The sequence below is a fragment of the bacterium genome (genome assembly GCA_030655055.1).
Classification (GTDB): Bacteria; Edwardsbacteria; AC1; order AC1; family EtOH8; genus UBA5202.
This window is the reverse complement of the sequence record JAURWH010000055.1, coordinates 1-11472: the sequence shown is the minus strand read 5'-3', so window position 1 is coordinate 11472 and position 11472 is coordinate 1. Positions and strand designations below refer to the sequence as shown.

General features: G+C 52.4%; 13 protein-coding genes. 2 read left to right on the top strand and 11 right to left on the bottom strand.

What is annotated here, in order from left to right:
• The 6 genes from Q7U71_02655 to infC all read right to left on the bottom strand — a co-directional run.
• Window positions 1-1140 (bottom strand): phenylalanine--tRNA ligase subunit beta (locus Q7U71_02655; protein MDO9390654.1); only part of this gene is annotated, 1140 nt, incomplete at its 3' end.
• Between the two features lie 293 nt (window positions 1141-1433).
• A complete protein-coding gene (locus Q7U71_02650; GenBank protein ID MDO9390653.1) occupies window positions 1434-2540 on the bottom strand; it encodes a nitronate monooxygenase family protein in 1107 nt (368 codons plus the stop codon).
• A 40-nt stretch (window positions 2541-2580) separates the two neighbouring features.
• Window positions 2581-3603 carry a phenylalanine--tRNA ligase subunit alpha gene (gene pheS / locus Q7U71_02645; GenBank protein MDO9390652.1) on the bottom strand — a complete coding sequence of 341 codons (1023 nt, stop codon included), beginning with the start codon at window positions 3601-3603 and terminating at the stop codon, window positions 2581-2583.
• A gap of 127 nt (window positions 3604-3730) precedes the next feature.
• Window positions 3731-4078 (bottom strand): 50S ribosomal protein L20, encoded by a 348-nt coding sequence (gene rplT / locus Q7U71_02640; protein ID MDO9390651.1) that lies wholly within the window; start codon window positions 4076-4078, stop codon window positions 3731-3733.
• A gap of 152 nt (window positions 4079-4230) precedes the next feature.
• A complete protein-coding gene (rpmI, locus tag Q7U71_02635; GenBank protein MDO9390650.1) occupies window positions 4231-4428 on the bottom strand; it encodes a 50S ribosomal protein L35 in 198 nt (65 codons plus the stop codon).
• A gap of 208 nt (window positions 4429-4636) precedes the next feature.
• On the bottom strand, window positions 4637-5152 hold the full coding sequence (gene infC / locus Q7U71_02630; protein ID MDO9390649.1) for a translation initiation factor IF-3: 516 nt from the start codon (window positions 5150-5152) through the stop codon (window positions 4637-4639).
• Window positions 5153-5660: 508 nt separating this feature from the next.
• Here infC and Q7U71_02625 point away from each other — a divergent pair.
• Both Q7U71_02625 and Q7U71_02620 read left to right on the top strand, forming a co-directional pair.
• Window positions 5661-6038, top strand: coding sequence for a helix-turn-helix transcriptional regulator (locus tag Q7U71_02625; protein ID MDO9390648.1), 378 nt, complete (start codon window positions 5661-5663; stop codon window positions 6036-6038).
• Between the two features lies 1 nt (window position 6039).
• Window positions 6040-6675, top strand: a complete 636-nt coding sequence (locus Q7U71_02620) for an ImmA/IrrE family metallo-endopeptidase (protein ID MDO9390647.1) — start codon at window positions 6040-6042, stop codon at window positions 6673-6675.
• Window positions 6676-6756: 81 nt separating this feature from the next.
• Here Q7U71_02620 and Q7U71_02615 read toward each other — a convergent pair whose 3' ends face one another.
• The 5 genes from Q7U71_02615 to Q7U71_02595 all read right to left on the bottom strand — a co-directional run.
• The gene (locus Q7U71_02615) at window positions 6757-7890 is read right to left on the bottom strand and encodes an ABC transporter permease (protein MDO9390646.1); all 1134 of its coding nucleotides are present in this window, start codon (window positions 7888-7890) and stop codon (window positions 6757-6759) included.
• A gap of 101 nt (window positions 7891-7991) precedes the next feature.
• The gene (locus Q7U71_02610) at window positions 7992-9131 is read right to left on the bottom strand and encodes an ABC transporter permease (protein MDO9390645.1); all 1140 of its coding nucleotides are present in this window, start codon (window positions 9129-9131) and stop codon (window positions 7992-7994) included.
• A gap of 53 nt (window positions 9132-9184) precedes the next feature.
• A complete protein-coding gene (locus Q7U71_02605) occupies window positions 9185-10069 on the bottom strand; it encodes a hypothetical protein (GenBank protein MDO9390644.1) in 885 nt (294 codons plus the stop codon).
• A gap of 103 nt (window positions 10070-10172) precedes the next feature.
• On the bottom strand, window positions 10173-11141 hold the full coding sequence (locus Q7U71_02600; protein ID MDO9390643.1) for an ABC transporter ATP-binding protein: 969 nt from the start codon (window positions 11139-11141) through the stop codon (window positions 10173-10175).
• 99 nt (window positions 11142-11240) lie between these two features.
• The coding region (locus Q7U71_02595; GenBank protein ID MDO9390642.1) for a hypothetical protein at window positions 11241-11472 on the bottom strand (232 nt) is incomplete at its 5' end.

Here is an 11472-nt window from a genome sequence, read left to right as displayed (position 1 = left end):
CCTGGGCCTTTGCACTCCCGGCACCGGCCAGGGGGTTATCCCTTCGGACGGCAGGTTGTCGTAGCCGTATATTCGGCCGATCTCCTCTATCAGGTCGGCTTCCCTGGTCAGGTCGGCCCTAAAGCTGGGAACCTGCACATTTATTACGTTTCCGGAGATGTTTGACTTAAGCTCCAGCGCATTAAGGATCTCCGCCATTTTTTCAGGCTTGATGTCCGCCCCCAAAAGGCTGCAGGCCTTCTCCGGTCTGAGTTTCAGCTCCCAGGACGCCGGGAACTTTTGGGCCGAAACGTCTATGATCCCTTTGGCGATCTGACCTCCGGCAATCTCAGCCATCAGCCGGGACGCCCGGTTAACCGCCTGTTCCAGGATATTGGGATCGGCCCCCCGCTCAAAGCGGTAGGAAGCGTCGCTTTTCAAACCAAGGGTTTTGCTGCCCCGTCGGATCAGCGTCGGATCAAAGTAGGCGCTCTCCAGCAGGACGTTTTTAGTGGCCGATGATATCTCGCTCTCCAGGCCGCCCATGATGCCGGCAATGGCCGCGGGGCGATTGGAGTCGGCGATGACCAGGTATTCGGGTGTGAGCTTGCGTTCCGTCCCGTCCAGGGTGACCATGGTTTCGCCTTGTTTGGCCCGGCGCACAATGATCTTATGGCCGGACAGCTTGTCCAGGTCAAAGGCGTGCAGGGGATGGCCGAATTCATAGAGCGCCAGGTTGGTGATGTCGGCCACATTGTTGATGGGCCGCAAGCCTATGCTCTCCAGTTTTTTCTTCAGCCATTCCGGCGATTCCGCCACCTTGACCCCGGTTATCACCCGGGCCAGATAGCGGGGACAGCCCTGCTGGTCCTCCACCTCGACCTTGGCCAGATCCTTTACATCCTTTGCATCTTCTACAACTTTTGATTCAGGTACGTTTATCCGTCCCCCGTTCAAAGCCCGGATCTCCCGGGCCAGGCCCAGGAAGGAAAGGCAGTCGGGCCGGTTGGGGGTGATCTCCAGGTCCAGCTGGAAGTCCCCGCCCGGAAGCTCCTCGATGCCTTCGATCTCGATCCCGGCAAAGGTAAGCTTTCCGGCCAGTTCCTTGACGGACCAGTTGAAGTCTATGAATTCTTTAAGCCAGTTATAGGAGATCTTCATGGTGCTCTGTAAATGCTATGAAATGATTATCTAACTTACTTAGGAACCTTTATCCACAGACGTTGTAGTGAGTGGTTACCGAACTATTAACGCAGACGCCGTCGTGAGCGTTAGCCGAATGATGGTAACGATTCTATTTATACCTATAAATATTAACCGGCTTAGAAATATCTGTGAAAATCTGTGAAATCTTCCGCCACCGCAAGGTAGTACATATAGGCGGATCCGCCTATGGCGTGAGCGGATAGAAAACTTTTGGGGTGTTGTGCCTGAGCCAATTAGATAGACATTTACTATGATATGGGAATTCCCGCCGGCTGGGCCCCGGCCAGGCTGACGCTCTCGTTGAATTCCCGGATGATGGCCTGGATGGTCTCTTTTACCGAAATGATGCAGTTGTTCCTGAAGGCATTGGCCCCGGCAAAGGCAAAGCCGTCCTTCATCAGCCCCTGCTGGGCGTTGATCAGGGCCAGGGCAATGCAGTAGGGCGTGTTCTTGAAGTCGCAGGTGACGATGCACTGGTGGGGGCACTTGAAGGGCTTCTTCTCGCCTTTGACAACATCGTCCAGGAACTGGTTGCGGATGGCCCGGCCCGGCATCCCCACCGGGCTCTTGATTATCACCACGTCCTCCTTTTTGGAATCCAGGTAGGCCTGCTTGAATACTTCGGAGGCGTCGCATTCGTTGGTGGTCACGAACCGGGTGCCCATCTGCACGGCATCGGCTCCCAGGTCAAAGGCCTCCCGGATGTCCTGCCCGGTATAGATGCCGCCCCCGGCGATCACCGGGATGGCTTTTTTATGTTTTTCCACGAAGGGTTTCAGGGCCTCGACCACTTCGGGGATCAGGTTCTTCAATGAATATTTTGGATCGTCCAAATGCTCCGGCTTAAAGCCCAGGTGACCCCCGGCCAGCGGGCCCTCCACCACCACCGCATCCGGCAGGTAGTTGTATTTGTCGAACCATTTCTTGGCGATGATGGCCGCCGCCCGTCCCGAGGAAACGATGGGCACCAGCTTGGTCTTGGAATCCGGGGTCAGGAATCTCGGCAGATCAAAGGGCAGTCCGGCCCCGGAGAAGATGATGTCGATCTCTTCCTCCACCGAGGTCTTGGCCAGGTCGGCGTAATTGGAAAGGGCCACCATGATATTGACCCCCAGCACGCCCTGGGTCATAGTCCGGGCCTTGCGGATCTCTTTTCTTAAGGCCCTTAGGTTGGCCTCCAGGTAATTGGTGGCAAAGTCGGGCTCGTTCATCCCGATGCCGGCCGTGGCAATGGTGCCCACCCCGCCTTCGTTGGCCACCGCCGAGGCCAGCCCGGCCAGGGAGATCCCCACCCCCATTCCACCCTGGACCAGGGGCAGTTTGATCTTCAGGTCCCCTATATTTATTGGCTTCATTTTAACCTCTTTGCTCCGGCGCCATAAGCCGGGATTATAATTAGAATTGTTCCAGGAACCTGATATCGCCCGAATAAAAATGGCGGATGTCGTTGATGCCGTACTTCAGCATGGCCACCCTTTCCACTCCCAGGCCCCAGGCAAATCCTGAATAGATTTCCGGATCATAGCCCACGTTGTTGAAGACATTGGGGTCCACCATCCCGGCCCCGGAGATCTCCAGCCAGCCCGACTGCTTGCAGACCCTGCAGCCCTTGCCCTGGCAGAACACGCAGGAAAAATCGTATTCCACGCTGGGTTCGGTGAAGGGGAAGAAGTGCGGGCGGAAGCGGATCTTCATCCTGGGCCCCAGCAGGGCCCGGGCGAAATGGGTGATGGTGGCCTTGAGGTCGGCCATGGAGACGTTCTTGTCCACGTACAGGCCTTCGATCTGATGGAACACCGGCATGTGCGAGGCGTCGATGGCGTCGCGGCGGTAGCAGCGGCCCGGGGCGATGATCCGCACCGGGGGCTTCTGCGACAGCATGGTCCTGATCTGCACCGGGGAAGTGTGGGTCCGCAGCAGCAGGCCCGCCTGCTTCAGGTAGAAGGTGTCCTGGGAATTGCGGGCCGGATGGTCGGGCGGCGTGTTCAGGGCGTCAAAGTTGTTGAACTCGGTCTCCACATCCGGGCCCTGGGCCACGGTGAATCCCAGCCCCTGGAAGATCACCGTCATCTCTGCCATGATCTGGTGCAGGGGATGCCTGTGCCCCAGCAGCGGTTTCCTCCCGGGCAAGCTTACGTCCAATGATTCCTTCTGCCGGGCGGCGCCCTGGGATGCAGACTCCAGGCTTTGCTTTTTCTGGTCCAGCAGGTCCGACAGTTCAACCTTAAGCCGGTTGACCGAAGCCCCGAAAGCCGGGCGCTGGGCCGGTTCCACCGAGGATACCGATTTCAGCAGCTCGGTCACCTGTCCCTTGCGGCCCAGATAGAGTACCCTCAGCTCCTCCAGTTTTTCCAGGGTGGAGCATCCGGCTATCTGCTTTTTGGCTTCTTCGCCTATTATGTTCAGCTTGTCTATCATCTAAACAGTTTCAAACCCATTCGTTCGTCAGGCATGCCAGCCTTGCTCAGGGCAGGCTATTTCCAACATCGCCCGTCTTCCGTGTCTGGCTTCTCAAACGATTAAAACGACCAGCTTGCTCCGCCAGTTACTTCTTGGCCGCTTCCACCACCTTGGTAAAGGCCAGCGGGTCGGTGATGGCGATCTCGGCCAGCACCTTGCGGTTCAGGGCGATGTTGTTCTTCTTAAGTCCGCTGATGAAGGCGTTGTAGCTGATCCCGTTCAGGCGGCAGGCCGCGTTGACCCGGATGATCCACAGACTGCGGAAATCGCGCTTCTTGTTGTGGCGGTCGCGGTAGGCAAACTGCCCGGCCCGCATCACGGCTTCCTTGGCTATGCGGTATAGGCGGTGTCTGCCGCCCCAAAAGCCTTTGGCTTTCTTGAATATCTTGTTCTTTTTCTGCCGGGTGGCGGCTGCGGTGGTAACTCTGGACATGGTCTCTTACCTATCCTTTCTGATGATCTCTATGATCTGTGATTTGTTTGCTGTTACGTTATTTGCCCACTAAATGCACGAAACATTTTCTTTCTGGAGAAAATAAATTCATTTCGCGACTTTTAGTGTGTTTCGTGGGAATGGTGCTCAGCCTACCCGTTGGGCAGCAGCCGCTTGATCCTCTTGGAATTGGCGCTGTCCACCAGGCCTCCCTGGCGCAGGTTGCGCTTGCGTTTGCGGGTCTTGGTGGTCAGCTTGTGGCTCTTGCAGGCCTTGTTGCGCTTGATCTTGCCCTTGCTGGTAATCCTTAATCTTTTGGCCGCCGCCCGGCTGGTCTTTACCTTTGGCATGGCTTCTCCTTTGGTTGTTTATATTATTTTGATTTATATATTCCCGGAACAAGAATATCCCGGCCGGATATCAGTTGCATCCGGTGGTTTCGACACTCCCCGCTTGGCTTCGATAAGGCCGGACATTGAGTAGTGTGAACGTATCGAAATGCCGGCCACTCAGCCAACAGCGGGGCACTCAACCACCGGCGACCCGGACAGTGGCAGGTCAGGCGGTGTTCTTGGGCGAAAGCAGCGACACCATGGTATTTCCCTCCAGCTTGGGCTGCTGTTCGATCACGGCCACGTCTGCGATCTCCACCATAAAGCGGTCTATCACCCGCCGGCCGATGTCGATGTGGGCCATCTCCCGGCCCCTAAAGCGCATCGAGACCCTGACCTTGTCCTTGTGGGCCAGGAAATCCCTGGCCTGGTTGAATTTTACCAGGTAATCGTGTTCGCCGATCTTGGGCCCCAGCCGGATCTCCTTGACCTTGACCTCGTGCTGCTTCTTCCGGGCCTCCTTCTTGTTCTTCTCCTCGTGGTAAAGGAATTTCCCGAAATCTATGATCTTGCAGACCGGGGGTTTGGCCTCGGGCACTATCTCCACCAGGTCCAGCCCCTTGTCCTCTGCCTGGCGCAGGGCCTCGGCGATAGGCAGCACGCCTATCTGCTGACCATCGGGCCCCACCACCCTGACCTCCGGGACCCGAATCTTGTTATTTACCCGATAATCCTTGCTGATAGGTGATCCCTCCGTTAAAAGTTTGTATTTAAACCTTGACTAAACGCTAAGACGCAAAGCCCGCCAAGGGTTTTAATTGTAATGTTTCCGGGAATTTGCAGTCCGTAAAAAATTGAAAAATCTTAGCGTTCTTAGCGTCTTTGCGGTAATAAACGAAAAAGCCGATGGCAAAAAACAATGCCACCCGCTTTACTTTGAGGGCCGATAAATGGAAACCCTCTGCATTTGTACCAGAGCTGACAGCATTGTGGTGCGCCGCCCGGTGAGAAGCGAGCCAAAGAATGAACTTTGGTGCGTGTGGCTTCTGCTTTTTATTCTGATTATTTTGCTAAAAAATAGCAAGATGCTTTTGATGCTATGATAACCTGTTATCAAGCAACAACATTATAGCAAAATAAAGGAGGAAATGCAAGGGGTAATATTTTAAACATCATTAAAACATATTCACTAAAACTCTTGACATTTGCTTATAGATGTTGTATGATTTATACAACAGGAGGTAATTGCAATGTATAAAAAACTATTCGGCGAGTTTATCAAACAAAAAAGGCTTGGGAAAAACCTTACTTTACGGCAGTTTTGCCTAGATAACTCCATAGATCCTGGAAATTACAGCAAAATGGAGCGCGGCCTGCTGGCGCCGCCTTCCTCTAAAGAGCAGTTGGAAAAATACGCTACCGCTTTGGGGCTAAAAAACGGGTCTGAGGATTGGATAGAGTTGTTTGACCGCGCCTCCGCTTGCCGGGGCGAGATCCCGGAAGAAATTTTAAAGGATACCGAATTAGTAAACAAATTGCCCCTTTTCTTCAGGACCTTGCGCGGCGAAAAAGTGCCCAAGGAAAAGCTTAAGGAGCTGGCGGAAATAATAAGAAAAGGCGGCCAGTGATATGAAGCTGCCGGTTAAATGGTTGAGTAAAAACGACCTGAAAAAGGCAGCCGAGCAGTTTAACGCAAAATACAACCCTGAAAAAGCGGTTCCGGTGCCGATTGATTCTATAATTGAAAGCAGGCTGAACCTTGACATTGTCCCCATAGCCGGGCTTAAAGAAGAATTGGACAATGACGGCTTTATATCCCGCGACTTTACCACCATACATATTGACCAAAACATATATTTCAACGTAGAGGTCCGTTATCGCTTTTCTTTGGCACATGAAATAGGACATTTTATATTGCACAAAGATATTTATCGAGACCTTCATTACGAAACGGTGGAAGACTGGGCCGACACTTACGAGGAGATAGACTCTGAGGACTACGGAAAGCTTGAATTCCAGGCCAACCATTTTGCCGGTTGCTTATTGATCCCCGATTTTGCCCTTTTGCCTTTATTTCAGGAAGCCCTGAAAGATATTTTGCCCCAAATAGAAGCCGCCCAAGAAAAAAACATACCGCGTGAGACTTATTTGGATTCAGTCATTGGCAGCATTGCCCGCAAACTGGCTCCGCATTTTAACGTGTCATCTCTTTGTATGGAAAACAGGATCCGGAACGATGATCTTTACAGTACAATGATTCCTTAAACAATTGGTCTATCCAAAGCAAAAAGGCCGTGGCATAACGCCACGGCCTTTTTTATTTTTGGTCTTTTATTTTTAAGTTTCTCAGTCCAGCCTCTTTTTGAACATCAGCGCCGAAAACCCGAAGGTCAGCACCCCGAACACCGCCAAAAACAGCAGCTGGGGCCACCAGGCCGCCGGGCCGGTCCCTTTTAGGAAGATGCTGCGCACGATCTCCAGAAAATACCTCAGCGGCACCAGGTAGGTGAAATACTGCATGGCCTGGGGCATGGAGCTGATGGGGAACATGAACCCGGAAAGCAGCATGTTGGTGGCCATAAAGAACTGGTTGATCATCATGGCCTGGGATTGGGTATGGGAGACGGTGGAGACCAGCATCCCGATCCCCAGCACAGTGAAGATGAATACTATGGAGGCCCCGAACAGGTGTAACAGACTGCCCTTGAGGATCACCCCGAACCACAGGGTGCCCAAAAGCATCACCAGCACCACGTCTATCAGCGCCATCAGGGCAAAGGGCAGGGTCTTGCCGGCGATCAGCTCCCAGGTGGTGATGGGGCTGACTATGATCTGCTCCATGGTGCCCTGCTCCTTCTCCCGCACGATGCCCAGAGCGGTCAGCATCGAGGTCATCTGGAACAGCACCATGCAGATCAGCCCCGGTATCATGTAGTAGACGCTCTTCAGTTCGGGGTTGAACCAGACCCGGGGCCGGGTGTCTATGGGCATCTCCAGGCTGCCGGTGGTGCCGGCCCGGGAGAGCTGCTGCCGGATCAGGCGGATGGACTCGTTGGCCAGGACCTTTTGCAGATAGCTTTGGGCGATGCTGGCCTCGCTGGAATTGCTGCCGTCGATCATGATCTGGATGTTCCCGGTCCGCCCGGCGGTGACGTCGGAGGCCAGGCCCGAAGGAAAGACCACCGCCGCCTTGACCCGGCCCTGGTCCAGATATTGGTCGATGGATTTGAGGTCGGAGACCTCGGCCGCCTTGGTGAAATAGCCGGTGTTGGTCAGCTTGGCCGCCAGCTCCCGGGAATAGGCGCTTTGGTCCAGGTCGCAGACCAGCAGCTTGATGTTCTTGACGTCGGTGGTGGTGACGTAGCCGAACAGCAGGGTCTGGACGATAGGGATCACCAGGATCATCCGCAGGGTCATGGGATTGCGGAAGATCTGGATGAACTCCTTGCGGATCAGAAATTTTAGGCGGTGTTTGTTCATTTTATTTTTCTGCCACCAAGACACTAAGACACAAAATAACCATTCACAATTTACGATTCACGATTTGGCTTGGTGACTTTGTGCCTTTGTGGTTAAGCCTTTTAGTCCAAACTCTTCTTGAACTTCAGCGCGCTGAACACCAGTATCCCCGCACCGAAGACTATCAGCGGCAGGGCCTGCCGCCACAGCACCAGCGGCCCGATGCCCTTAAGGTAGATGCCCCGGATGATCACTAGAAAATAACGGGTGGGCACCAGGTAGGTCAGGGGCTTGATCCAGGCTGGCATGCTTTCGATGGGAAAGGCGAAGCCCGAAAGCAGTATCCCCGGCAGCAGGGAGATCATCACCGCGGCGAACATGGCCTCCTGCAGCTTGCTGGTCAGGTTGGAGATCAGCACCCCTATCCCCAGCACGCTGAACATGTAGACCACGCATGAAACGGTCAGCGCCGCCAGGCTGCCCTTGATGGGCACATTGAACATCAGGTATCCCATCACCACTATGCTGGCGATGGCTAAAAGCGAGAGGATCAGGTAGGGCAGGATCTTGCCCAGCATCAGCTCGAACCGGGTCAGGGGCGAGGAGATCAGCATCTCGATGGTGCCCCGCTCCTTCTCCTCCACTATGGTGAAGGCCGTCAGCAGTGCGCCCAGCATGATCATGATCACACCGATGATCCCCGGCACCACAAAATTGGCCGAGCGAAGTTCCGGGTTGTACCACACCCGGGGCTGGATGTTCAGGGGCACCAGGTTGATGTTGGCCGGCAGCCTGGTCTGTCCGCTCTGCAAAAGTTTCTGGGAATAGCTTTGGCCGAAGGCGCTTAAGTATCCCATGGCGATGTTGGCGGTGTTGGCGTCCGAGCCATCTATCACCACCTGCACCGGCACGCTCTGGCCCCGGGTCAGGCGGCGGGAGGCGCCGGGCCAGAACACTAGCCCCACCCGGGCCTGGCCCTTTTCCAGCTTCTGCTCCAGCTCGGCGTAGCTCATCACGTGGCCCTTGTAGGCAAAGGCCTCGTTCTTGATCAGGCTCTGGGTGTATTCCCGGGTGAAGGCCGAGCGGTCGTAGTCCAGCACCACCAGCGGCAGGTTCTTGACGTCGAACCGGATGCCAAAGCCGTACAACAGCATCATCATCACCGGGAAGGCCAGGGTCAGGAACAGGGTCCGCGGGTCGCGCTGGATGTGCAGCAGTTCCTTGCGGAACACCCCGTATAGTCTGCGGTTGAGGAGTATCATAATTTTCTTTCTGTCATACCGAGAACGTTTCCGTGCTCGGCAAATCGAAGGATTCATTCCTCCCACTTCCAAGGTTTTACTTTTAGCGAGTCAAAGTGAAGCCGTATTCGCGTAGTGGTAGACCACAACAAAATATTTCCATCATCCTCTATCTCCACCGAACCAAATTTTAAAGATGGAACATTTAAATATACGCTATCTTTTCTATCTACATTAAAAAATATGCATCTATCATAATTAGTTTCATAATTTATTGAATCCGTAAAATAAACATATTTACCGTTATCTGTCATCCGTGGATCTGTTACAGCAGCATTATATTGACTTTTGAATATTTCTATTCCTTTTTTATCATATACAACAAAATCATCTATCTCATAGCCATACTCACCATAATATTCTGTTTTAAAATCTTTTCCGCTATATGGTGTAGTAACTAATAATCTTTTTCCGTTTTTTAAGATTTTCTTTAAATATATTCCAGAATATTTTCCATTTATATTATATTTTTTGGTCCACAAAACGTTTGTGCTTCCATCCATAAATGTTAGTTCATCAAACAAGCGATAGTTGACATGCATATTAGATTCTGTCACCTTTACGCCATTCACTACAGGCATTAGGTAATAGGATTTAACAATGGCTGCATATTGAGTATCTATAGAAACATCTCCCATCGTCTTGGTAACATAATAAATTTCTAATTTACCTTTTAAATTATTACGCTCAACAACTTTTTTAACGTTTGCTAAGTATTTATTTTGTATACTATCCATTTCACCCTGCTTATATAAACGCTTTGTTTCTTTTTCCGCAACCAGCGGTTTAAAATTAGCCCATGCTTTCTTTTTGCTAACTTCTCCTCCGTAAAGAATATTGCCTTGACAAAATAATACTAAAACGAAAACCAAAAATGTAAGGCCATTTTTCTTTTTCATGCTTAGTCTCCATATTATTTTTAAAGTTTTTACCTATAATATCCTTCGGCTTGCCAAGCAAAATGCCAACCTCAGGCATGCACTGAGGTGCCTTTTATTTTACCTAACGAAGTGTTGACACTGTTACCTTGTCATCCCGAGAATGCTGTCCTGCCATACTGGCTGAGGGACGGTCTATCAGCGCTACGAATACATCTTCCAGCGAGGGCGTTATCTGTTCCAATGTGTATTTCTGATCGCCCAGCAAAGCCTTGATCCTGGGGGCCACGTCCGTTTCCGGCCAGCAGGAGATGTGCAGGGCGTTGCCGAACGGCGCCACCTGGCAGGCCTCCTTAACCAGGGAGATCTTTTCCATCATCTCCAGCGGCGGCGGGCCATATAGTTGGTAGAGCTTCTGCTTGTAATCTTGTTTTAGTTTTTCCGGCGTGTCCAGGGCCACTATTTTACCGTTGTAGATGAAGGCCAGCCGCCCGGCGTACTCGGCCTCGTCCATGTAATGGGTGGTAACGAAGATGGTCATGCCCTCGGCCGCCAGGCTCTGGATGATGCTCCAGAAACTGCGGCGGGCGGCTGGGTCCACCCCGGCGGTGGGCTCGTCCAGGAACAGCACCTTTGGTCCGTGCGAGATGGCGCAGGCCAGGGCCAGACGCTGCCGGTAGCCGCCCGGCAGGTCTCCGGCGATCCTGCCCTCCAAACCTAACAGGCCCAATGAGCCGAAGACCTTCTGCCGCAGTTCTCCGATCTCCTCGGAAGTTTTCCCGTAGATGCCGGAAAAGAAGGTGAAATTCTCTTCCGCCGAAAGCTCGGAATACAGCGAGAACTTCTGCGACATGTAGCCGATGTTCTGCTTCACCAGCTCCGGGCTGGCGGTGATGTCATGCCCGGCCACCGTGGCCCGGCCCTCGCTGGGACTGATGATCCCGCACAGCATCCGGATGGTGGTGGACTTGCCGGAGCCGTTGGGGCCAAGGAAGCCGAAGATCTCCCCCGGGGCTACAGAGAACGAGACCTTGTCCACCGCGGTGAAATCGCCGAAGCGCTTGGTGAGGTTATTTACTTCTATGGATTTCACAATGATAAAAGGTGAACATTATATTTAAAACCGCTTAAACCGTGACAGGGTTAGAGATATTATAATTACTTGTGACACCATCAGTGTTTACAGACTTTCTCATTTTATACTTCTTTTTTCTTTAGTTTCATGCTTTGTAAAAGCAATTCTGAATCTTTCTTCTGCAGAATATATATCACTTAAAGTCCTTTCAAGACCATAATGCTTAATAAAACTATCTTTATCAAATTGTTTCAAAGTCATTTCTTTTTCAGCGGCTTCAACTTGCATTTTCCACACTACCCAAAGATTATTATCATTATGTTGTTTAACAGTATCCTTAATTTCTTCA

What these genes read in the sequence shown, in the direction of transcription:
- rpmI (MDO9390650.1), bottom strand. Translation starts at nt 4,428, where the DNA reads ATGCCAAAGGTAAAGACCAGCCGGGCGGCGGCCAAAAGATTAAGGATT.
- Q7U71_02650 (MDO9390653.1), bottom strand. Translation starts at nt 2,540, where the DNA reads ATGAAGCCAATAAATATAGGGGACCTGAAGATCAAACTGCCCCTGGTC.
- rplT (MDO9390651.1), bottom strand. Translation starts at nt 4,078, where the DNA reads ATGTCCAGAGTTACCACCGCAGCCGCCACCCGGCAGAAAAAGAACAAG.
- pheS (MDO9390652.1), bottom strand. Translation starts at nt 3,603, where the DNA reads ATGATAGACAAGCTGAACATAATAGGCGAAGAAGCCAAAAAGCAGATA.
- Q7U71_02610 (MDO9390645.1), bottom strand. Translation starts at nt 9,131, where the DNA reads ATGATACTCCTCAACCGCAGACTATACGGGGTGTTCCGCAAGGAACTG.
- Q7U71_02605 (MDO9390644.1), bottom strand. Translation starts at nt 10,069, where the DNA reads ATGAAAAAGAAAAATGGCCTTACATTTTTGGTTTTCGTTTTAGTATTA.
- Q7U71_02625 (MDO9390648.1), top strand. Translation starts at nt 5,661, where the DNA reads ATGTATAAAAAACTATTCGGCGAGTTTATCAAACAAAAAAGGCTTGGG.
- Q7U71_02620 (MDO9390647.1), top strand. Translation starts at nt 6,040, where the DNA reads ATGAAGCTGCCGGTTAAATGGTTGAGTAAAAACGACCTGAAAAAGGCA.
- Q7U71_02615 (MDO9390646.1), bottom strand. Translation starts at nt 7,890, where the DNA reads ATGAACAAACACCGCCTAAAATTTCTGATCCGCAAGGAGTTCATCCAG.